Origin of the sequence: Paenibacillus mesotrionivorans (assembly GCF_046098205.1) — a bacterium.
In the GTDB taxonomy this organism is placed as follows: Bacteria; Bacillota; Bacilli; order Paenibacillales; family NBRC-103111; genus Paenibacillus_AR; species Paenibacillus_AR mesotrionivorans.
Window position 1 is genome coordinate 80839 of the sequence record NZ_JBJURJ010000023.1, and the last position, 23418, is coordinate 104256.

The 23418-nt window shown below is 52.6% G+C and carries 19 protein-coding genes and 1 pseudogene; 4 read left to right on the plus strand and 16 right to left on the minus strand.

What is annotated here, in order from left to right:
• Positions 1–69: 69 nt before the first annotated feature.
• From ACI1P1_RS26785 to bshC, 7 genes are all read right to left on the minus strand, one after another.
• Positions 70–2475 (minus strand): penicillin-binding transpeptidase domain-containing protein, encoded by a 2406-nt coding sequence (locus ACI1P1_RS26785; RefSeq protein ID WP_416219593.1) that lies wholly within the window; start codon positions 2473–2475, stop codon positions 70–72.
• A gap of 49 nt (positions 2476–2524) precedes the next feature.
• A complete protein-coding gene (locus ACI1P1_RS26790; RefSeq protein WP_416219594.1) occupies positions 2525–2941 on the minus strand; it encodes a cell division protein FtsL in 417 nt (138 codons plus the stop codon).
• A gap of 69 nt (positions 2942–3010) precedes the next feature.
• On the minus strand, positions 3011–3967 hold the full coding sequence (rsmH, locus tag ACI1P1_RS26795; RefSeq protein ID WP_416219595.1) for a 16S rRNA (cytosine(1402)-N(4))-methyltransferase RsmH: 957 nt from the start codon (positions 3965–3967) through the stop codon (positions 3011–3013).
• Positions 3968–3982: 15 nt separating this feature from the next.
• Positions 3983–4414 carry a division/cell wall cluster transcriptional repressor MraZ gene (gene mraZ / locus ACI1P1_RS26800; RefSeq protein ID WP_416219596.1) on the minus strand — a complete coding sequence of 144 codons (432 nt, stop codon included), beginning with the start codon at positions 4412–4414 and terminating at the stop codon, positions 3983–3985.
• A gap of 169 nt (positions 4415–4583) precedes the next feature.
• A complete protein-coding gene (locus ACI1P1_RS26805; RefSeq protein WP_416219597.1) occupies positions 4584–5693 on the minus strand; it encodes a DUF4349 domain-containing protein in 1110 nt (369 codons plus the stop codon).
• Between the two features lie 194 nt (positions 5694–5887).
• On the minus strand, positions 5888–7150 hold the full coding sequence (locus ACI1P1_RS26810) for an adenosylhomocysteinase (protein WP_416219598.1): 1263 nt from the start codon (positions 7148–7150) through the stop codon (positions 5888–5890).
• Positions 7151–7186: 36 nt separating this feature from the next.
• Complete coding sequence (gene bshC, locus ACI1P1_RS26815) at positions 7187–8818, minus strand: bacillithiol biosynthesis cysteine-adding enzyme BshC (protein WP_416219599.1); 1632 nt, start codon at positions 8816–8818, stop codon at positions 7187–7189.
• Between the two features lie 170 nt (positions 8819–8988).
• On the opposite strand from bshC, the gene ACI1P1_RS26820 reads away from it, so the two are divergent.
• Entirely contained in the window at positions 8989–9639 is a 651-nt protein-coding gene (locus ACI1P1_RS26820) for a VC0807 family protein (RefSeq protein WP_416219601.1), read from the plus strand.
• Between the two features lie 73 nt (positions 9640–9712).
• On the opposite strand, the gene ACI1P1_RS26825 is transcribed toward ACI1P1_RS26820, so the two are convergent.
• The 8 genes from ACI1P1_RS26825 to ACI1P1_RS26860 form a co-directional block, all read right to left on the minus strand.
• On the minus strand, positions 9713–10666 hold the full coding sequence (locus tag ACI1P1_RS26825; protein WP_416219602.1) for an ABC transporter ATP-binding protein: 954 nt from the start codon (positions 10664–10666) through the stop codon (positions 9713–9715).
• Position 10667: 1 nt separating this feature from the next.
• Positions 10668–11699 carry an ABC transporter ATP-binding protein gene (locus ACI1P1_RS26830; RefSeq protein ID WP_416219603.1) on the minus strand — a complete coding sequence of 344 codons (1032 nt, stop codon included), beginning with the start codon at positions 11697–11699 and terminating at the stop codon, positions 10668–10670.
• 24 nt (positions 11700–11723) lie between these two features.
• Positions 11724–12638, minus strand: a complete 915-nt coding sequence (locus tag ACI1P1_RS26835; protein WP_416219619.1) for an ABC transporter permease — start codon at positions 12636–12638, stop codon at positions 11724–11726.
• A gap of 11 nt (positions 12639–12649) precedes the next feature.
• Positions 12650–13570, minus strand: coding sequence for an ABC transporter permease (locus tag ACI1P1_RS26840; protein ID WP_416219604.1), 921 nt, complete (start codon positions 13568–13570; stop codon positions 12650–12652).
• An 88-nt stretch (positions 13571–13658) separates the two neighbouring features.
• Entirely contained in the window at positions 13659–15365 is a 1707-nt protein-coding gene (locus ACI1P1_RS26845) for a peptide ABC transporter substrate-binding protein (RefSeq protein WP_416219605.1), read from the minus strand.
• Between the two features lie 471 nt (positions 15366–15836).
• Entirely contained in the window at positions 15837–16808 is a 972-nt protein-coding gene (locus ACI1P1_RS26850; protein ID WP_416219606.1) for a ketopantoate reductase family protein, read from the minus strand.
• A gap of 119 nt (positions 16809–16927) precedes the next feature.
• Complete coding sequence (locus ACI1P1_RS26855) at positions 16928–17578, minus strand: RsfA family transcriptional regulator (protein ID WP_416219607.1); 651 nt, start codon at positions 17576–17578, stop codon at positions 16928–16930.
• Positions 17579–17983: 405 nt separating this feature from the next.
• Positions 17984–19108: a class I SAM-dependent methyltransferase gene (locus tag ACI1P1_RS26860; protein ID WP_416219608.1), complete on the minus strand. Its 1125-nt coding sequence runs from the start codon at positions 19106–19108 to the stop codon at positions 17984–17986.
• Positions 19109–19217: 109 nt separating this feature from the next.
• Between ACI1P1_RS26860 and ACI1P1_RS26865 the strand changes: the two genes are divergently transcribed.
• Entirely contained in the window at positions 19218–20201 is a 984-nt protein-coding gene (locus ACI1P1_RS26865; protein WP_416219609.1) for a hypothetical protein, read from the plus strand.
• 147 nt (positions 20202–20348) lie between these two features.
• A complete protein-coding gene (locus ACI1P1_RS26870) occupies positions 20349–21473 on the plus strand; it encodes a coiled-coil domain-containing protein (protein ID WP_416219610.1) in 1125 nt (374 codons plus the stop codon).
• Between the two features lie 106 nt (positions 21474–21579).
• On the opposite strand, the gene ACI1P1_RS26875 is transcribed toward ACI1P1_RS26870, so the two are convergent.
• The gene (locus tag ACI1P1_RS26875; RefSeq protein ID WP_416219611.1) at positions 21580–22902 is read right to left on the minus strand and encodes a sugar ABC transporter substrate-binding protein; all 1323 of its coding nucleotides are present in this window, start codon (positions 22900–22902) and stop codon (positions 21580–21582) included.
• A 333-nt stretch (positions 22903–23235) separates the two neighbouring features.
• Between ACI1P1_RS26875 and ACI1P1_RS26880 the strand changes: the two are divergent.
• A pseudogene (locus ACI1P1_RS26880) lies at positions 23236–23418 on the plus strand (IS110 family RNA-guided transposase); the annotation flags it as partial.

Below are 23418 nucleotides of genomic sequence, written 5' to 3' on the forward strand. Positions count from 1 at the left end.
CAAGCTCGTGCGGGAGGTATCGCATCGTATATGAGGGGCAAATGGGGTATTTTATTTCCCCGCAGTCTCTTATGGCTTTTGGGACGTCTGCGGCGGGGGAGTCGGTGAAGAGGATGCCGCTCCCGCCGGCTTTCCGGAAGGTGTTGACTTTGGCGGGGGCGTTGGCGTCGCTGCCTTGCCCGAAGGGCTGGGAGTAGCCTTGGCTTTGCCGCTTGGTAAAGGCGTCGCAGAATGTTCCGCCGCTTCCGGCTCAGCGCCATCCGAACCCGGCTTAAGGGTGAGCAGCAGCTCCCGGTTATTCTCATCACCCGTCACCGTCTGGCCGACCACATAACCTTCCCCTTCCGTCTTGCACTTCAGGTCGGTTAACGAACAGACCTCCAGCGCATCCCGCAGGGACTTGCCGGCCAGATTGGGAATATTGGCCGTCTCCTCCTCCTGGGTCATCAGATACACCCGCTGGGTACTGGAGATTTTCGTATCGGGCAGAGGAATCTGCTTCAGCACATCTCCCCCGGAGCCGATCACCTCCGCCTTAAGCCCGGCCTGGTTTAATGTGGTTTTGGCGGCTGAGACAGCCATCCCCACCACATTAGGCACCGGTGAAAGAGTCTCTATCTTGGCCATCTGGGCTGCGCTGGCTTCAGAGGTTACCCCCAGATAGCTCAGCGATTGGGAGATAATCTCCTTAAAAGCAGGGGAGGCCACCTCGCCGCCCAGATGATAATCCTTCTTCAAATCAGGCACATCGGCGACAATGACCACCACAATCTTGGGGTCATCCACTGGAGCGAAGCCGGCGAAGGTAATCAGCCACTTACCGTCCGCGTATCCCTTCTCCCCCGGAATAACGATGTTGGCGGTGCCGGTTTTGCCGGCGATCCGGTAACCGTCGATATAAGCCCGCCAGCCTGTGCCCATTTCCCGGTTGGACACCACCTGCTCCAGGTCCATCCCAACCTCCTTGGCTGTAGCCTCGGAAACCACCTGACGTACCATGGTGGGGGTATTGACCTGAACCGGCTCATTGGTAACGGGATCGAGGATTTCTTTAATAATGTACGGCTTCATCAGCTTGCCGCCGTTGGCGATGGCCCCGTAGGAGGCCAACTGCTGGATGGCGGTGACGGTCAATCCCTGTCCGTAGGTAGAGGTGGCAAACTCTGATTTATACTTCATTTTCACGACGCCGGCCGCTTCTCCAGGCAGATCGATTTGCGTAGGAGTGCCAAAACCGAAATTGGTAATATACTGGCCAAGTTTCTGGGTGCCCAGCTTTTCGATGCCCAGCTTGACGAAGGCCACGTTACTGGAGCGGAGCAGTCCCTCCATATAGGAGATTTTGCCCCAGCCGACGGTATTGTGGTCATGCAGCCGGCGGTCATCCACCACAATGCTGCCTGACTGGTAGGTATCGTTGGGGTTGAACATGTTTTCCTCCATAGCCCCTGCCAGGGTAACCAGCTTGAAGGTGGAACCGGGTTCATACGCATAGGATACGGCATTGTTGCTGAACACGGCGGGGTTGGAAGCAGCCTCCCAATATTTATTGGGATTATAATCCGGCGCATTGGCCATCGCCAGGATTTCTCCGGTTTTGGGATTGGCGGCAATGGCCGTTACACTCCTGGGGTTCCATTTTTCATAGACCTGGCGGATGGCGTTTTCCACATAATACTGAATGGTCTGGTCCAGGGTCAGAACCACATTTTTCCCGTTGACGGGTGCCGTATAGGACATCTTGCCGTTGGGAATTTCCACTCCCTTGCGGTCGCTTTCCTTGTTAAGTTCGCCCGGAGTCCCCTGAAGCAGATCATTCAGGGAGTATTCCAGCCCGTACCCGCCTGGTTTATCCCACTTATCCATATACCCCAATACATGGGATGCCAAATTTTTGAACGGGTAGGCCCGCCGGCTGGTTTTGGTCAGGTAAATCCCCACATCCTTGGTATCCAGCTTTTTGCCTTCGGTTTCTTTGTTCCTCAGCTCAATTTTGAGCTTAAGCTCCTCGATCAGCGCGTCAACCTTTTCCTTGGTTTCAGAATCGATCTTGTAGCCCTCGCTCTGAACCTCCACCGCCATCATCATTTCTTCGCTGTTGGGTCTTTTGCGGGTAGCCATCTCATAAATTTTGCTCTCCAGCTTGGCCGTTGCTGCAGGATCGCTGCTTGTGGCCAATACCGCGGATAGTCCCTGGGAGATATCCCGCTCCAGCCCCTTGGTTTTGATCACCTGGGGATTCAACGTCACGATGTAAGCGATGCCGTCTTCTGCCAAGATTTTTCCATTGCGGTCGGTTATGGTTCCCCGCTCCGCCGGAATTGTCTTGGATTCCTGCCATTTCTTCTCCGCCCTGGCCAGCAGCCACTCGTGGTCAACCACCTGTACCCAATAGATCTTGACGATCAGCCCAAGAAAAAAAAGGGTAAAAAACAGGCCGATAACCAATGAACGGCTACGCGTTAGCTTCTCCATGTTTTCACCCTGCTTTACATATGTAATTAGTCATCCTCAATCACGGTCCTTACGGCTTCCCCGCAGTTGACGAACCCTGCTGGGTTTTTACTTCACCCGGCACACGGACGAAATTATCCTCCTGTATGCGCACAAGCCCCTTCTTCGCTGCCTCATCCATATATTGGGAAGGATCTATCATCTTCGACAATTTTTCCTTCAAGGCATTATTGTCGGCTTCCAGCCGGGAAATTTCCCTCTCCACATTCTGAATCCGGGTATTCATCTGATAGATTTGGGCATACCGCCATATGACAACGCCTGCCACCAGCGCACAAAGCAGCACCGTAAACAAGTACAGAAGCTTCTCCTGTGTCGGAAGGCGGCTTGTCCGGTATACCACCCTGCGGGTTTCCTTGATCTTAACACGTTCCGGGGAGTTTTGTCTCTCCTCGACTGCCAAATTCCCACGTATGTAAGCTGCCATTTTTACACATCCTTCATCAGGTTCTCACTCGATAGAATCGAACGGTGCTTGATCTATGCGACAGACGGCTTATCCCAGCTTCTCGGCGATGCGCAGCTTGGAGGAGCGGGCCCTCTGGTTTACTTCCAGCTCATTGTCCCCCGGCACGATGGGCTTGCGGTTGACCAGCCTCAGGGTGGATTTCCGGCCGCATACGCAGATGGGGAAATCCGGCGGGCAGGTGCAGGACTCGATATGTCCGGCGAATGCTTGTTTGACGATCCGGTCCTCCAGGGAGTGAAAGGTAATGACCGAAATTCGTCCGCCGGGCTTCAGGCATTCAATCCCCTGCTCCAGCACATCCTCCAGCGCACCCAGCTCGTCGTTGACGGCAATGCGGATGGCCTGAAAGCTGCGTTTGGCCGGATGCCCGCCCGTCCGTCTGGCTGCTGCGGGAATACCTTCCTTGATCAGCTCGGCCAGCTGGCCGGTGGTTTCCACGGGGGCCTTCTCCCGGGCCTTCACGATCACAGAAGCAATTCTTCTGGCGAACTTCTCCTCCCCGTATTCGAACAGAATCCGGGTCAGCTCCGCCTCCGGCCATTCATTCACCAGCTTCCGGGCCGTGAGAGGAGCAGTTTGGTCCATGCGCATGTCCAGCTCCGCATCCTGATGATAGCTGAAGCCCCTGTCGGCATCATCCAGTTGGGGCGAGGACACGCCCAAGTCAAGCAGGATGCCGTCCACCTGAGGCACACCCTCCGCAGACAACGGAACCCCGGCCTTCTCCAGAGCCTGCCGGATATAGCGGAAATTCGTTTTCACCAGGGTAACCTTATCCCCGTAGGGCGACAGCTTCTCCCCGGCAAAAGCCAACGCCGCATCATCCTGGTCCAGCCCGATCAGCCGTCCACCGTCTCCCAGCTGTGCCGCAATCCGCTCACTGTGGCCGGCTCCGCCCAAGGTGCAATCGACATAGATGCCGTCCGGCTTGATGGCAAGCCCCTCCACAGCCTCTTCCTTCAAAACCGTAATATGATGAAACAAGATGTGTATAACCTCCTAGAAGTTAAAATCAATCAGCGTTTCCGCTATTTCGTTAAAGGAGTCCTCGGAAGCCTGGGAATAGCGGTCCCACTCCGCCTTGCTCCAAATTTCGATTTTTCCCGATACGCCGATAATGACGCAATCCTTCTCCAGCAATGCATGATTAATCAGGTTATTGGGTATATTTACCCTTCCCTGTTTATCCAACTCACATTCGGTGGCCCCGGAAAAAAACATCCGGCTGAAGGCTCTGGCCTCCGCCTTCATCATGGGCAGCGCTTTAAGCTTCTGCTCCAGGACTTTCCATTCTTCCATCGGATACACAAACAGGCATTTGTCCAGGCCTCTTGTGATGACAAAGGTGGGAGCGAGCTCATCGCGGAATTTGGAGGGAATGGTGAGCCGGCCTTTTTCGTCGATGGCATGCTGATATTCCCCCATGAACATAATTCCGCCCCCTTTATCCCCACTTTGCCCCACTTTTCACCACACCTTTAAAAGAGTTCTCCACATGTGCAAAAAATCCTGCTGGGATCAGCAGGATTTCAAAAAAAGATTTCATATATTTCGCCAAAAGTCAACCAATTACGTCAATCTTTGAATGGATTTTAGAAAATCATGTCGTTTTATCATCTGTTTCCTCTTTAGGCTGGACAGATGCAGCGGGAAACGGATCATTTGACGGAGGCAAACGGTCCTTATGAGATTGCATTTTCTGTTGATAAGCCTCCGCTTGCGCTCTGCGCTTCTTCCGGCTTCTGTTATGCAATATCCACAGTGGAGAACCGACGACAAGCCCGATGGCTGCGATGGGGATAACTCCTGCCAGGAAAACCACCAGCCCTTGGCCGAAGCCGGCCAGGAACCCCATCGACGAGAGCATGGCATCCCGGGAACGGCCGAATACGGAATCGGATTTGTGGGTATCCAGAGAGCTTCCGGGCTGGTAAAGCCGGATTTCCACGGTGGAAAAAGCCACATTCGAGTCGATGTAGCGCATACGCCCCTTCATTCTTTCAATGGCCTCCTGAATCTTGGCCAATTCGTTGGTGTATTGCACCAGCTCCTCTGTCCGGGTAGCCTTCTGCATAAATTCCAGATAACGGGCCTCCACCACCTGCTTCGCCTTCAGCTGGGCTTCCAGATCCACATACTCCTCCGAGAAGTCTTGAGCCTGGACATTACGCTGAATGGCTTCATTCGGAATCTTCTCCAGCTCCTTCAGGAAGGTGGAGAAGCCTGTGGACGGAATCTTCAGGACGAAGTTTCCGCCTTCCTCCCGGCTGGTGCTGTTCTCCGAGAATTGGAGAATGTAACCGCCGGAGAGGGTCACCAGATTGCGGATCTCCGCCTGTGCATCCGCGTAGCTCTTCACCTTCATGGTCAGGTTGGCCTTGTAAACCAGCTTACGGTTCAGCCCTTCCTGATCCGTTCCCATACCGGAGAAGCCCGCTCCCTTCTCCTCCCCCGTGCCGCTGCTTTGGCCACCGGCATTGGCCTGCCCGGACGGTTGGGCCGCCGGAGCCGCTTTACTGTTGTCCTTATCCGCCTGCTCGGAGGTTTTAGTTAACCCCATCTGGTCGGCAACCGAGTTGCTCATCATGTTGGCCGACGAACCGCTTTCGCTGCTTGCTGTGGAGCTTTCACTCTTGTCCGCCGCGGAGCATCCTGCAAGTGCCAGCGCTGCTGCCAGCCATACCGCCGCAATCCTTCTCCCCCATTTCATGCCTGGTTCCCCCTGTTTTTTGTTATTTACATGGATCCATCCGGAACCGCAGGCTCCGTTATCCATCAAACGGCATACGCAGGGAAAATGTTGCAATTGGCCCTCCATTTTACTGTGGCCCAATTCAAAAAAAAGAGGCAGCCCTCCTAATGGATACGGAAGGGCTGCCTCATTCATTCGCTTTTCAGGGATGCTTAATGCTCTGCCCAACCGGCCAGATAAGCGGTTTGCTCCTCGGTCAGGGCATCGATGGCCAGACCCATGGAAGCCAGCTTGAAGCGGGCTACCTGCTCATCCAGCTCATAAGGCACATTGACCACCTTATTGCCGATGGCTTGGTACTGGTCGTTAACATATTTCAGAGCCAGCGCCTGCAGGGCAAAGGTCATATCCATAATCTCTGCCGGATGCCCGTCGCCTGCCGCCAGATTCACCAGACGGCCTTCGGCCAGCAGATAGATGCTGCGTCCGTCCTTCAGCTTGTATTCCTCAATATTTCTGCGGACTGTCCGTTTGGAGACGGACAAGGCGTCCAGCTCCGGCTTGTTCACTTCCACATCGAAGTGTCCGGCATTGGAGAGAATCGCGCCGTCCTTCATCACCGCATAGTGCTCGCCCCGGATCACATCCCGGTTGCCGGTTACCGTGACGAAGAAATCGCCTTCCTTGGCGGCTTCCAGCATAGGCATCACATGGAAGCCGTCCATATACGCCTCAATGGCCTTGATGGCATCCACTTCGGTAACAATGACCTTGGCGCCCAGCCCCTTGGCCCGCATTGCGACACCCTTGCCGCACCAGCCATAGCCAACGACAACCACTGTTTTGCCTGCTACCACCAGATTGGTGGTGCGGTTAATGCCATCCCATACGGATTGGCCGGTTCCGTAACGATTGTCGAACAAATATTTGCAGAAGGCATCATTTACAGCCACCATCGGGAACTTCAGCTTGCCCTCGTTCTCCAGAGACTTCAGCCGGAGAATGCCGGTTGTAGTCTCCTCTGCACCGCCCCGGACCTGAGCCAGCAGATCCTGGCGTTCACTGTGAAGAATGGTCACCAAATCTCCGCCGTCGTCAATGATCAGGTCGGGTTTTTCCTCCAAGGTTTTGATCAAGAGGGCCTTATACTCCTCCGGAGAGGGATTGTATTTGGCATACACCCGGATGCCATCCTCAACCAGCGCTGCACATACATCATCCTGTGTGGACAGCGGATTGCTGCCGGTGATGGTCACATCTGCTCCACCGGCCTGAACCACCTTGGCCAGATACGCGGTTTTAGCCTCGAGATGAAGGGAAATGGCCACCTTCAAACCTTTAAAGGGCTGCTCCTGTTGGAACTGCTCCTTGATTTTGTTTAGGACCGGCATGTGGGCGTCCACCCAGTCAATTTTCAGATGCCCTTCCGGAGCCAGCGCCGGGTCGGCAATAATGCTTTGGTTTTGCAATGTCATTGGAATGCCTCCTTTAAGGATTGGTTATCGTTTCTATTAAAAAAACATCAGCCGGTGTTTACCGTCATTGTCATAAGATGTGACAATGAGCTCATCAATCCAGCCGCTTCCATAACGGTTCAAATAAGCAAACACATTATACACTCTTTCCTGCGGCTTGGACAATGGGTTCAAGCTGAGCCGGATGCGGTCCAATTGGCGCAGCCCGCTGGAAAATTTGCTCTGCAGGGAATCCGCAGCCCGGTTGCGGAGATATTCGATCTGCTCCACAATCTTTTGCTTGTTGGTGTCCCCCAGCTTCGCCAGGCCGGGATTGAGGCTCGCTACGGTTTCCATAACAGGCCGGTACAGCTCCAGAAATCTCCTGCGGGTTTCCGAAAACAGCTCCTCCACCTCGTATTGCCCCTGGTCCATCAGCCACTCCTGGCGGAAGTCATCGAACTGGTCCATTACGGCATCATACGTGAGGCCGAATTTTTCCATATTCTTATGTACCGTTCCTTCAATTAAGGTAAACTCCAGGCGGGGTTTGATGATTGGCAGCCACAACCCCATCCGGTGGAAGGCCTCCCGGGTTAAGGACCAATAGGCGATTTCCCCCGGTCCCAGTACCACAGCCAGCACCGGAAGCACATAATCCTGCATCATCGGCCGGGTCATGACATTATTGCTGAACCGCCAGGGCTCCTCCTCCACAAGACGCTCCAGCTCTGCCTTCTCCACGCGGAAGGTCCGTTTCCGGTTGGTAAACCCGTCTCCATCCCGGTACAGCAGGGTCCGCTCGCCATTGTCATCATAGAAGAACAGATTGGCCTGCCCCGGAGTCTGGTCCGCTTGCGGGGTATAACCCAGCTCTGCCACAGCCGCGCTGCCATCCAGCACACAACGGTTCAGCTCATCGCAATCTGCCAACAGACGCCGGAACATGGGGCTCTCCAGCCGGCGCAGGGCCGGATCCTCGGAATCCAGCAGGACCAAGCCGTGGGCTCCGAACAGCCATCCCATAATCCGGGCAAAATAATCCGTCAACGTCCGGGATACATCCGCAAATTCCCGCAGACGCGCCATCAGATCAGGCTTGAAGTCGCTGTCCTGGAGCCATTCCTCCATCTTTGCCAGAGCATCAGCCCAGGAGTCGAAATCCAGCCGGCTTACCGCCTCGCGTTTGCCTGTGGGATGCTCCAGACGGTACCGTTCCACAGCAAGCTGCGGGGTTAAGGCAAACCAATGATTCACCTCATCAAAGTCATGGTCCTCCCCTGCAATCCAGAAAACCGGAACCACCGGCTTGCCCAGCGTGGCCGAAGCCTCACGGGCCAACCGGATAATAGAAATTGCTTTATAAATCACCAGCAGCGGTCCTGTAAATAAACCTGCCTGTTGGCCGCCTGTTATTACCAGTGTATCCTCCTGCGCCAACAGAGCAAGGGATTGACGGACGGCCTCATGGTCGTTTCCTTGCTTGAGATTGTATGCTGTCAGCACCTCGATCATGCTATCCCGCGGCGCCCGCTCCGAATGAGTGGAGGCTAACCAGTCTGCCCGTCGCTCCCATTCGCCGGCCTGCCAAGGATGATAATCGAAACGCTCTGCCACCTTATCGTAATGCCGGCAATAATCCTCCGCCAGCGGCTGGCTTTTGCTCCGTACCGCTTCTACCAGTTGCAAGATGCTCCGGCCTCCTCTCATGTCCAGCTTTTATCTTAACGCAAAGCCAAGCTTTGCACAAATACCAAACTGCTTATGCCTATCAAGTTTTTCATTGACAACCAAGTATGAAGACGCTACGATAATCCCATTCTATCCCAGCAGCTTGTTCTGCTGACGAAGGGGATCCAATGAAATCAAGTATGCTTTGGGACGTCGTCATTTATCTTGTGCTCCCGATAGCCGTTTGGCGGTTGGGAGAAGGCCACCTGCCTGACTATTATTTGATTTTACTTACAGGCATTCCGGGTATTATCTACACCGTGCTGACACTGGCTATCCGCAAAAAAGCCAACTTTACAGGCATTTTCCTGCTGACGACCATGCTGATCGATTCCGCCTTGGACCTGTTGGCCGGCTCTGTACGCAATATGTTCCTGTACGGCTTATGGCAAAGTGTAGTCATGATCCTGTTCTACGGCCTCACCCTGCTTCTACGCCGCCCGGTGAGCATGTACTTTGCCTTGGATGTGGCCGAGCTCCAAGGTTATAACCGCCAGGAAACCCGTGAGCTGTACGTTTCGCCCAAACCCTGGAGGCTGCTGCAGCTGATTACTGTTCTGATGGGCGTAAAAAGCCTGGGCTTCGCCTTTATCAAATGGTCGGTCCTTACCCATTTTTACAATGAACGATTGGGCAAACTTACCATTGGGTATGACAATTACCTTTTTTATATCCGGATGTATAACTGGGTTTGGGGCGCGGTTATCGCGGTGTGCTGGCTGCTGTTTTATAGAAGCGTAATGGCACTCGTTAAGGACGAGCCCAATCCGGCCGTGTAGCTTATCCCCACCTGTAATAAAAAACCGCCGCGGCTCCCTTGGGGAATGCCGGCAGGCGGTTTTTGCTTTAGAATTAGTACAAATGGCAGGCTGTAAAGTGGCCGGGCTCTACTTCCTTCATCTCCGGCATGGATTCCGCACACTTGGCCATGGCCTTCGGACAACGGGTCCGGAAGGGACAGCCGCTGGGCGGATTCATGGGGCTCGGTACTTCGCCCTGGAGGATAATGCGCTCCCGTTTCTTTTCCACTTCAGGATCGGGAATCGGAATTGCCGACAGAAGGGAAACGGTATACGGGTGAAGCGGGTGGGAGTACAGCTTCTCAGAAGTCGTAATCTCCATCATTTTGCCGAGATACATAACGCCAATCCGGTCCGAGATATGCTTTACCATCGCCAAGTCATGGGCAATGAACAGATAAGTCAAATCCCGCTCCCGCTGGAGCTTCTTGAACAGATTAACCACCTGCGCCTGAACGGAAACGTCCAGAGCGGAGATGGGCTCATCCGCCACGATAAACTGCGGCTGGATGGCAAGCGCCCGGGCAATCCCGATCCGCTGCCGTTGGCCGCCGGAGAATTCGTGGGGGAAACGTCCGGCATGTTCTGAATTCAGACCCACGTCTTGGAGCAGCTGATAGATCTGCTCCTTGCGTTCCTTGCCGGAAGCCAAGCCGTGGATATCAATGCCTTCGCCGATAATATTCTCAATGGTCATTCTGGGATTCAATGAAGCGTAAGGATCCTGGAACACCATTTGCATTTGTTGATTGAACTTCTTCAGCTTCTGGCCCTTGTACTTGTAGATGTTCTCACCGTTAAACAGCACTTCGCCTTCTGTGGCATCATACAGCTTCACAATGGTCCGGCCTGCAGTGGATTTGCCGCAGCCGGATTCGCCTACAAGACCGAAGGTTTCTCCGCGTTTAATGGCGAAGTTAATGCCGTCCACCGCTTTAAGCACGCCGTTTCTGACATTAAAATGCTTCTTGAGATTTTTGACCTCAAGTAAAGTTTCCTCTTTCATCCTAGCGTACCTCCTTCGCAACAGGCCTGGATACTTCAGGCGCCATCGGATGGGTTAGCCAGCAAGCAGCCGCATGACCTTTGCCGATTTCGGTAAGCTCCGGGTCTATCTTCTTGCAAATATCCATGGCATAAGCGCAGCGGGCAGCAAAAGCACAGCCAACTGGCGGGGCAAACAAATCCGGAGGTGTGCCTTCAATGGGCATCAGCGGCTCATCGGCAGACTGATCAAGGCGGGGCATGGATGCAAGCAAGCCCCATGTATACGGGTGCTTGGAGTTGTAGAATACATCATCTACCTTCCCGACTTCCACTACCTTGCCGGCATACATAACCACAACACGTTGGGCGATATTCGCTACCACACCAAGGTCATGGGTAATGATAATAATGGACATCCCCAGCTTCTTCTGCAGATCCTGCATCAAGTCGATAATTTGCGCTTGAATAGTTACGTCCAATGCGGTGGTAGGTTCGTCCGCAATCAGAAGCTTGGGACGGCAGGCCAGAGCAAGTGCGATCATAACCCGCTGGCGCATACCGCCTGACAGCTCATGGGGATACTGCTTGACCCGGGATTCCGGGCTGGGAATGCCAACAAGCTTCAGCATCTCAACTGCTTGCTCGATAGCAGCCTTTTGGGACAGCTTTTGGTGCTTGACCAGACTTTCGGCAATTTGCTTGCCGACAGTCATGGTAGGATTCAGGGACGTCATGGGATCCTGGAAGATCATACCCATTTCGTAACCGCGGATATGCTCCATGTCCTTGTCGGACAGCTTGGCCAAGTCCTTGTCGCCATCAAACAAAATTTGCCCCTTCTTAATGTTTCCGGGAGGCATGGGAATCAGACGCATGATGGTCTGTGCGGTTACGGACTTGCCGCAGCCGGATTCGCCTACAATGGCGAGTGCTTCGCCTTTATGCAAATCGAAAGATACTCCCCGTACGGCCTGAACCTCGCCGGCATACGTGCTGAAGGAGACTTCGAGATCCTTAACATCGAGTATAAGGTCATTGCTTGCTTTGTTCATGGGGTCCACCTCCTGTAAGTCCGCTTATTTGCGCATCCGTGGGTCAAGAGCATCACGCAGACCGTCACCCAGCAGGTTAAAGGCCAACATGATAAGAGAAATTACAGCAGCAGGGAAAAACAGCTGGTACGGATGCCCTTGGATAATGCTGCTGATGGCGTCGCTTGTCAGCGTACCAAGGCTCGCTTGGGGAGCGGGAATACCCAGACCCAGGAAGCTCAAGGTTGCCTCGGTAAAGATGGCGCCGGGGATGGAGAAGGTAATGTTAACGATAATAACGCCCAAGGTGTTGGGCACCAGATGTTTGAATAGAATGCGGTTGTTGCTGGCGCCCAATGTGCGGGCGGCCAGAATAAACTCTTGTTCCTTCATCTGCATAACCTGGCCGCGGACCAGCCGCGCCATACCCATCCAGCCGAAGGCGGTCATGGCGACGATAATCGTCAGCAAGCCTTTTTCCATAACAACCATCAACAGGATAACAACCAGCAGATAAGGGATAGCATACAGAATTTCCACAATACGCATCATGAAGTTATCGGTAGCGCCGCCTTTGTAGCCGGCGATGCCTCCGTAGATAACCCCGATCATCAGGTCCAAGCTGGCAGCCACGATGGCAATGGTCAATGAAATCCGGGCGCCAAACCAAACACGGACCCAGAGGTCACGGCCCAAGTCATCCGTGCCGAACCAGTGGGTGGCATTGGGAAGCTTGTTTACGTTCATGAAGCTTTGCTCCGAATAAGAAAACGGGCGGATCATCGGCCCGAATATAGCCAGCAAAATTAATGCGATCAAAGCAAACAAGGCGGTCATCGCCACTTTGTTCTTCTTCAACCGGCGCCAAGCATCCTGCCAATACGTAAGGCTAGGGCGGACAATGCGCTCGCCATTATCATCCTTAGGCGCAGGCAAAAACATATTTTCATTAATATTCATCGACATCCGGTTCACCCCCTCAGCTTAATGCGCGGATCTATGATGGAATACAGCAGGTCTACTATAAAGAGTATGACGACAAGCGCGATGCCATAAACCACAGTAGTACCCATAATGAGGGAGTAATCCCGATTATTGATGCCGTCTACCAACATTTTACCTGAACCCGGTACAGAGAAAATTTTCTCAATGACAAAAGAACCGGTAACCAGATGAGCCGTGATCGGACCAAGGATGGTGATAACGGGAAGAATCGCATTACGGATGGCATGGTTAACCACAACACGCACATAAGGCAAACCCTTCGCCTTAGCCGTTTTGATATAATCCTGATTCAACACCTCAAGCATATTGGAACGCATTAACCGGGTGATCTGCGCAAGAGGCGAAGCCGATAATGCGAGTGTTGGCAGAACCGTATGTTTCATGGACGCCCATGTGGCGACTGGAAACCAATGAAATTGAACCGCAAGAAATTGGATAAGTAAGGTAGCGATTACAAAGCTGGGCACAGATGTTCCTAAAACCGCTAATATGGTAGCGAGTCGGTCAGGAATTCTGTTATGGTACAGCGAGGAAGTAATCCCTAAGAACAAACCGCCGATAACGGCAACAACCAAGGCTTGTAAACCCAGCTGAACGGTTACTGGCATAGCTTCCTTCAGCATTTGGTTAACATCCCGGGATTGTGATTTGTAGGAAGGGCCAAGATCACCCTGCAGCAGGGAACCCACATATCGGAAATATTGCTTCCAGACAGGCTCGTCCAGATGATAAAATTTATTCAAATTTTCCAGAATAGCAGGAGGCACCGGTTTCTCTTGGGTGAAAGGTCCGCCAGGTACGGAATGCATGAGTATAAAGGTTAGAGTAATTATCACCAAAATCGTAAGAACGGCGTTTACTCCTCTTTTAATAAGAAATGATCGCATAAAGTTAGTTACCCCTTCCCAAGCCTCTATCATCAGAACATGAGGTATGCCTGCACGTACGGCATACCTCATGTGCGATCTTTTTTATTTACTTAGTAACAGCATAACGGAAGCTCATTTCACGGTTAGCAGGAGTGTAGACACCAGTGATGTCCTTCTTGATGGCGTTAGCCGAGGTGTAGAAGTAGATCGGCATAATCGGCATTTCATCCATCAGGATCTTCTCTGCGTCACGGAATTGTTGAATCCGCTTAGCTTCGTTTTGTTCCTTCTTGGCAGCTGCTACCAGCTCATCATACTGCTTGTTGCTCCAGCCGGTGTTGTTGTTGCCGCCGCCTGTAACGAACATGTCGATGTAGGTCATCGGATCCAGGTAGTCGCCGATCCAGCCGGTACGAATGACTTGATAATCCAGCTTGGATTGTTTGTCAGTCCATACCTTGGATTCAACATTACCCAGGGTAACTTCCACACCCAAGTTCTTCTTCCACATTTCTTGGATGGCTTCAGCAATTTTCTTGTGGCCTTCATTGGTGTTGTAAGTCAGCTCGGTTTTGGGGAAGGCAGTCAAGCCCAGTTCCTTCAAGCCTTCATCCAACAGCTTCTTGGCTTCTGCAGCGTCTTCCTTGAAGTAGGTTTGGGTAGCGGCGTCGCCTGTACGGAAGTCCTTGCCGGCCATGATGATACCGGGGGATACGAAAGCGAATGCCGGAGTTTGTCCGGTCTTGGTGATGTTGTCGATAATCGGCTGACGTTGGATGGCCATAGTCAGAGCCTTACGAACCTTCACATTGTTGAAAGGAGGCTTAGTTACATTGAAGCGGTAGAAGTAAGTAGCCAGCTTCGGAGATACAATCAGCTCGCCGCTCTTCTTCGCAGTTTCGATAGCAGCCGGAGTTACGGATTGATAAACATTCAGCTCACCGGTGGTGTACATTTGCCATGCAGTGTTGTCGTCTGTGATGTTGTTCCAGGTAATTTGGGTAGCAGTGATCTTGGCCTTGTCATAGTAGTTCTCGTTCTTGACAGCCACCATCTTCTTGTCCTTGCTCCATTCCTTCACTGTGAAAGGACCGTTGCCGACAAGGGTTGCAGCTTCGTTCGCCCACTTGGGGTTGGCTTCAACAACCTTCTTGTTGACCGGATAGTAGGTATAGAAGGAAACCAGCTGTTTGAAGTAAGCAGTCGGGTTAACCAGATTAACGACCAGAGTCTTGTCGTCGGTTGCCTTAACGCCTACAGCATCCCGCAATTTATTCATTTCTTCGGCGGAAAGCTTCTTGGGGTCAGCTCTGTTGTATTCTGTGCCGCCCTTAATGTAGTCACCGATTTGGTAAGCATATTCAGAAGCGAAGGCTGGGTCCAAAACCCGTTTCCAGGAGTATTCGAAATCCGCTGCTGTTAACGGATCACCGTTGGACCACTTCAGGTTGTCCTTCAGGGTGAAGGTATAAGTCAGGCCGTCTTCGCTGATCTTAACATCTTTTGCTTGTCCGGGAACCAGTCCGTCTTTGTCTTGGAAGAACAGACCTTCAAATACGTGGTCCAAAGACCAGCTGGATGAGGTGGACTTGGCAAGACCTGGGTCCATGGTAGGAATTTCGCCGTTAATGTAAGTGTTGATTACGGCGCCTTTAGCAGAGGGTGCGGTAGAAGCCGCGGTGCTGGCTCCAGGGGAAGCCGAAGGTGCTGTAGAGCTGGTGCCTTCATCTGAAGATGTTGTGGTACAACCTGCAGCTACGCCAAGTGCCATCACAGAGGACAGCGTGGCGGCTAACAACTTTTTCGTTTGCATAGTAACCCTCCCGAATATACTGAATACTTTTTTTATGGTAAAGGTACAACAACCGTCCAGCAGTGACGATTGTCACACCATTAGCCCAACTCCATGAACATTTGTACACCGGTCAAAAACATTTCGAATTTGCGCCTTTTTCTTCATGTGAGATTATCTCACACTAAATAAATTCCATGTCATTATTTTTAACATAAAGTTATTGACCTGTAAATAATTTTTTTCAATTCCTTCACAAATTTCACAAGTAAGTAACAATTCAATAAAAGAAGGTTTATCTTTTTCGGCCGAATTATAATCTTTTTCAATTATACAACCGGCGGTTAATAAAATCTACGATTTTCTTGTGGAAAAAATTCCTCTCTTGGGTAAACCTTTTAAGAAAAGCTTCCATGGAATTATGATAACTTATATTTATACATTTTTGAAGTATTTTTATTCAAATTAATTAAGCTTTCGACAATCTGCTTCCTATTCGCAGCCCGCCCGCAAAGCTTCTTTGGCCAAAACCAAGCGGTGAACTGTCTCGTGGAAAGGAAGTTTGAGAGCATTCCGTTCCGCTTCCCGGAGCAAGCTGCCCGTCAGCCACTCCAATTCCGTAAGGCGACCCGCCGTCACATCCTGCAGCATTGACGAACGGTTCCCTGCCGTTGCCCGGCACACCTCAACCAGCCTTCCCCAACGAACCCCCTCCGGCCTTCCGTATCCGGCAGCCGCAGCAACAGATTCCGCTTCTTCATACAAGCTCCTCATGAGCTCCATACACCGGGGCTGCTCCAGCAGCTGGCCGTTGCGGATCTCCAACAGGGCGGTTAGCGGGTTAATCACGCAGTTCATAATCAGTTTGTCCCAAACATCCATCTGAATATGATCAGAAACCTCAGTGCGGAAGCCCGCCCTGCATAACATTTCTGCCAGCGATTCAGCATACGGCCGGGTAAGGAGCTCTTCCTTTTCCACACCACCGACGCGTGTGCTTCCGGCTCCCGTATGCCGGACCTCCGTATCCGAAACCCGCATAGCGCCTTCTGTGGTTACCGCGGCATAAAGCCTGCTTCCTTCAAAAACAGCCCGCAGCTTCTCCAAGTGCCCCATGCCATTCTGAATGCAGCATAAGCGTGTATTCTGCGAGGCCTGTCTGTGGACCGCCTCCACAACTTGGGGGCTGATATCCTTTTGCTTCAAAGCAAGAATGATCCAGTCTGCGCCGCTTCCCGCTTGGTGAAGCCTTGAGGAATAAGCGGCAAAATCCAGGCATCCGGCATCCGTCGCATGCAGATGTTTGCCGTCCTGCTCCTGTACCGTAATCCCCAACCGGGAAACAGCCGCCGCCTGCCCGGGAGTACGCACAACCAGCGTAAGCGAACCTCCGCCTTCAGCCGCCGCGAGGCGGCCTGCCAGCAGCAAACCCAATGAGCCGCCGCCGATAATCTCGATGTTCATGCTCCCACATCCTTTTTTCCACTATACCACTATACCACTTTAGGGCAAGAAAGGAAAAGCGGCTCCTTTTACGGAAGCCGCTTTTGATGTCAGACTATTCTTATTGGAAGGATATTTTCTTATTCAATACGCTCCAGGTTACCGTTTGCATCCATTTTAAACTTGGATTTCGCCTCTTCTTCTTCTTCCTGCAGAAGAGACAGCTTTCTTGCCCTGTCCATAATCTGGATCAGCGCTTTATAGTCGTCATTCACCACCCTGTAATCGGTGGATACATCATGGACTTCGGAATTCAGCTTTTCATTCTCCCGGCGCAGCGAGGCCATGGTCTCGCGGGTTTCTGCCAGATCCTTCTCCAGCGTACGGATTTGCCGGGACATATCGGCATAGGTGGTTTTCCACTGGCGCAGAAAACGGATTACCGCATCAATGGATACGGATTCCTCCGAAATCATTCCTTCAGACCGGGTGTACCCGGATTCCTGGACCTCGAGCATCGCCACGGAAGCTGTTGCACCGCCGGACGAATGTTTCTTGGCCTGGTTGCGCTGCTGCCGCTGCTTTTTGGCGATTTGGATGGCGGCCTCATATTTTTTGCGGACAAAACTGTTCCAGCGGAATCCGCAAGCTGCGGCCGTCCGCCCGATCCGCTCCCCTACTTCTTCGAATGCGGCTAACTGCGTGCCGCCTTCCCTAATATGGCGGAGTGTCACCTCGGCCAAAATCAAATCATCCTCTTCACTCCACGCATCTTGTCTGACTGCTGACATTTTACTACCTCCCAAAAAAGGTTATTCTCCTGTTGCAGTGCCCCTTGCATGCTTCTAATGTCCGGTTTCGTGCAAACGTCCGGCGTATGATCTCCGGTCTCTTTTTGCCATACGGAGAACTAGAGCCCCTTCAGCAGCCGGTAACCGCTTCATATCTTATAGGCGCCATGCGCAACTGCCTGGTATGTACTCCATACTTATGGTTATGCCGATACTAGAATTCATAGAATCTATTTGCTTGCAAAAGTCTTCTCATACTATTCGGTATTGACACTTTTTCTTAGAAACATACCTTTTAGGAGAGCTTCCCGGGTAAAATCAGCTAACTTGTATGCACGGCAAAAAAAGGCCGGCTTCCGGTGTGCGTGGGAGTACGCCGGAAACCAGCCTTGACATCCATTCAACTTATTTCTTTTGGATCAGCACCTTGAACAATTCGCTCATCCCATCGGACAACAGGAGCTGCCTGATGGCCCGGTTCCGTTTGGACGCCGGACTGAAGGGATCACGGCCATCATGGGACACCAGACGCTCCAGCACGCCGCTTTCCAGGAGAAACTCCTTCTGGGTCATCAGCTGCCACCGGTTGACGCCGGCCTGAATTCCTGAACGGATACAGGCACTGAAATCCACATGAGCGGTTATATCCTGTTCTCCTGCATAAATATACGGGTTTTCGCCAGCCAAATGATTTTTATAGCATAGAAGTGTGCCGTTCATACGGTGAGTTCCGAACAATTCCAAGGCAGTATCCCCGTAATCAATAGTAATTAGCTCTCCGCTTTTCAGCTCCCCCAGCCTTTCGCCCAACCAGAGGGGTGCCTCCAAAGAAATATCTGCGGTTTGCCCGTCTGCCAGCTCGATTCCCGAATCCCTCAAGTAACGGATGAGTGCTTCGTCCGCACAGGGTAACTCGAGCTCATGAAACCCACCTGCGGAAACATCCCAGCCTACATAAAGCTCCATCAGCGCTTGATTTCGCTGCCGGAGCCGGTGAACGGGAAAAGCATCCAGCAGCTCGTTGGACAAAAGAAAGTCCGCCTGGCCTGCCCCGCCTGCTTCCACCGCTTTCTCGGGTGTCCATTGCCGGACAATATGTAAGTGATCCGCCAACTGCTGCTTCTGGCTTTGTTGGTGCCAGGGGCTCTTTTCCACAGCAATATAATGGATTCGCAGGTACAGCTCCGGGAAATGCTCCCGGATACCGTCCAGAAGCTGCGCCGCCAACCTTCCCGTTCCGGCTCCCCATTCCATCATGCAGACCGGACCGGTTAGAGAATCGGCTTGGCGGGCAATATAGTAAGCCAACGCTTCACCAAGAACGCCGCCGATATTCGATGCCGTATAAAAATCGCCGGCTTTGCCGATTTTCTCCCGGGGCTGCATGTAATACCCCCACTGGGGATGATACAAACACAGCTCCATGTAATCCCGGAACGTGATGGCAGCTAGAGAGCCGGCATCGATCTTCCGTCTGACCGCTGTTTCCAGACTTGAGACGGACTCAGGATGGTCTATAGAATGTTTCATGAGTTCCTCCATCTTCCGGTTTCGTAAGAGGCTGTTTCATAGAGACAAACAAACCGGATGCCAGTATAATGGAACATAACTTACATTGTTAAAGGAGAACATCCCCGTTATGCGCAAAAATGTTACCAAAACCCTGCTTATGGGCACCCTTCTGGCTGTCGCCGCAGTGGGGGCCGGCTGTACCAAGGAGCCGGATTTGGCCAAAGAAAAAATGGAGCAGGCCTTTCTGAAGCAAAGTGAAGCCGCGGCGTATTCCTTCTCGGGAAAAGCCACGATGAATATCCAGCTGCCCTCTGAAGGGGCCGGCAAAAACCTGATTGCTTCCGCACTCAAAGGTATGCTGACCAAGGGCACACTGGAGTGGAGCGGCGCAGCCACTTATGAGCCCGTCCGCTTGGAGGCCGAGCTGAAAAGCACCCCGGAGGGATCAACAACAGCCATGGCCTTGCCGTTATTGTTTAAGGATAACAAATTGTATCTGCAGCTTCCACTTTTAGGCAAGCAGAATGAAAGCTTTTCTCTGGATATGGCGGAGCTTTCGAGCCTCTCCGGGCAAACCAGTCCCTTTACCCAGGATAGTCTGAAGGCAGCCGGCAAGCTGGTCTCCGAGGCTTTCCGGCTGCTGATCGCAGATATGGACGCCAAATGGTTTGCCACTGTTGAGGACACGGTGCAGGCCGACGGCAGCAAACTCCCGGTTTACCGTCTGGAGATTACAGAAAAGAACAAAAGCGAAATTGAAGCAGCTATTAAAGGCAAACTTCCGGAGCTTATTGACCGCCTTTCCGCTGCGGGCATTGCCGGGGATGACCAGGTTCAATCCTTGAAGTCTGCCGCTGCAGGCTTCGTTCTTCAGGCGCCGGGGGAAATCTCCGTAGCCGTTGACCAAACCGGCTTTGTACGCCGCGAGAATCTGCAGCTGACCTTCAGCGGCACGGGAGCCGGCGGTGCATCCGCCGCCAATTCCATCAAGCTGGAGCAGTCCTTCGCCGATATTAACGGCACCCCCGCCTTTAAGCAGGAGCCGCCGGCCAACGCCCGGTCCTTGGGCGATATTCTGAAGCTGCTGATGCCCCAGACCAAGCAGAAGTAACTAGAGCACCCTAGGCCCTTTTGGGCCTGTTTTTTTCAAGAAAACTGTCATGTTTTTGGGCGCTGCAAGATATGGTTAATGATAGACTCTCCCAGCACGTCCACCCCATATGGGGAGCCCTCCCGATTTCGAGTTAGGAGTCGTTCTATGAGAAGCAAACCGCGATTGTTAAACCATATTTTCCGCCATAGAGCGCTCCGGCTTATTCTGGGGATTGTGTTATGCACCAGCCTTTCCCTGGGAAGTGTGGCACCCGGCTCAGCGGAGCCCACTTTAGAGGAAACCCGCGCGCTGCTCCAGAAGGGACTTAACCTTGCGGAGCTTGACCAGGAAATTGCCCGTCTGTCGGCACAGGACACGAAGCTTGCGGGCCAGATTGCCGAAACGGAGCAAAGCATCGCCTCCAATCAGGAAAAGGTGGAGAAAACCCGCGAGCATGCAGGCAAGGTGCTGCGCGCCTACTATATGGGTGATCGGGTGAACATCTGGATGCTGGTGCTTTCGGCACGCTCCATGTCCGATGCTATCTCCATCTACGAATATTTCAATCTGCTGGTGCAGAATGATCACCGCTCGCTGAACGCTTATGCGGACTCTTACAACAGTCTGGTAACCTCCCGGGAGCTGCTGCAGAAGGAGCGGCAGGAACTTGCCGATGTGAAGGCCTCCTTCCTTGCCCAGCGGGAAAAAGCGGTGACTATTGCCCAGGAAATTGAAACGGTTATTGCCACAAGCCCTGACGGGGAAACCCTCCGCCAGGAGCTGGATCGTTTTACGGTGGAGTGGAAAGACAAAGGCGTACCCATGTTCCGCAAATATCTGGCTTCTATTTCGCAGGCGATGCAAAGCCTGCCGGAGCTATTAACCGGCAAAAACGCAAGCACCTATATTAAGGATATCGATTTTAAAACAGGCAGTATGGTTTTCGAAATTTCCGACAGCGATCTGACTACCTTCTTCCGCTCCAAAAACCCGCTGTTCAACAATATCAGCTTCCGGTTCGAAAATGACGAGCTGTTCGCCTCCGGCCGTGAGGACGGTGTGGATGTTTCCATCAAAGGGCACTATACCATTGAGAACAAAACCGTAAACAAGCTGCAGTTCCATGTGGATCAGCTTACGTACAGCGGCTTCATACTTCCGGAGACTTCCAACCGGTCCCTGGAGGAGGAATTTGATCTGGGCTTTACCCCTAGCCTCTTCCTCAAAGGAATCAGCGTTACGGAGGTTAACATGAAGAACGGCATTCTGCACCTGCGCATCAAGCAGTAAGAGACTGCTCCTAAATGTGAAAAACCCGCGTTGCCTCTTGGGGCCCGCGGGTCTTTTTGTGTGCAGATATGTGGTTGATAGTCGATGATAGCGGATGAAAGTCGAGTTACGGCTTGCGGTCTTCCAGTTTCCAGGACTTGTCGGTGTGCTCCATCAGTGTTTTGACTGTATTCTCCGTTTTCCACAGCTTGACCAGCTCCTTCTGGAGGGCGGACAAACTTTTGGAGGTTTCGGAGGCGATGGGCAGCACTCTGCCTTGGCTGATCAGCCAGTCAAAGGACTTGATCTGCTCATCTCCCTTAAGCGGGACAAGGCTGTAAGCCGGGATTTGGGCGGGCAGCATCTGGGCATCCGTCCAGAAAGCAATTTCACTCTCCGGTGTGGTCAGCTCCTTGATCCAATCCATCAGCAGCTTGGTGTGCGGGGAACGGGAGGAGACGGTGAAGCTTCTTCCCTTTAACCAGACGGTTTTCTGGTCATTGGCGACCAGGACCGGAATGGAGGCCATTCCCAGGTTCGAATCTGCCGCACGCTGCTTGTACTCGGAGACAGTGGTGATCATGGCAGCAATTTGCCCCTTGGCCAGCAGCTCCCAAGGTGACCAGGTTGCGGAGGGCAGCGGATAATTCTTGGGGAATGCCTTGCCCGCCCAGGTTTCCTCCTGGGGCGCCAGGAAATTCTCCAGCCGCTTCTGTGCCTCGGCGTCGTTGGTCCACACTTCCTCTTTGCCCAGCCAGCCGGAAGTCAAAGAAGAAGCCGCCGCGATAAAGGCATACGGATCCTGAGGATCGAAATAGAGGCCGTACCGGCCATCCTCCGGCTTCATCAGCTGCTTATTCCACGCCAGCAGCTCGTCGCCTGTTTCCGGCGCGCGGGACAGCTTGTTTTCCGTTGCGGTTTTTTTGTTCCAGACCAGGATATACGGATCAACATCCTTGGGTACACCCCATATGTAGCCGTTCCATTTTACCTGATTCATGAGCTTGGCAATCCGGGCATTCTGCTGGTCCGTGGAGAAGAATTCCCCTACGGGCTGCAGGAAGCCCAACGCGGCAAACTCCTGGACCCAATCATTGTCCAAGAGCATCAGATCCGGTGCTTCCCCCAACTGGGCGGCCTTCTTCCACTTCTCGTACGCCTCCAGCTGTGAAACATTCTCGATCTGGATATCAATGCCCTCATGCATTTCCGAAAACCGCTTGGCCATGCGGGAGAACAGGTCGTATTCCCGTGAATCCATTGCGACAGCCACCTTGATGACTTGGCCGCCTTCTGTGGAATCGCTTCCGTTCGAAGCCGAACGGGAGCTGGGAAGGCCTGTTGCTGTGGAATCACCGCCATTGCTCCGTGTACCGACGCACTGGCTGAAGACGAGAGCGGAAAGCCCGAAGATGCAAAGGATAATAAGCAAACCCTTTTTCTTAGTCAACGATCAACTCTCCTTTCATTTCCACCCCCGCCCTATATCATAACATAAAAAATCTGCCGTTGAACGTATTATTTTTGGAGAACAGTCGAAAATCAGGGACTTTTTGTCGAAATTGTTCCGGTTTTTTAGGGCTTATAACCCATTTAAATGCTGCCGCACGGGAATGGCGGGTGCTCCGGCTGCTCCATTTCACGGGAAAAACCGGATTGTTCTGCGTTCTAGCTAAGATGAACGTAAACAAAGGGCAGCCCTCCAAATTGCTACTGTCGTAGGTTAAAATGGAAAGTGACCACCACCCATTTCAGAGCTACATAGCAAAGGAGAGCTGTTACTATGCATTCTACCACAAAATTTATCGGTTTGGATGTCTCGAAAGAAACCATCGCCGTCGCCATTGCTGAAGTCGGCCAAGAAGCTCCCCGGTATTATGGAAGTATTCCGCATACGCCTGCTGCGTTACGAAAACTCATCCGTGCTCTGGGCTCCGTCGAAACCCTTTCTTTTTGTTATGAGGCG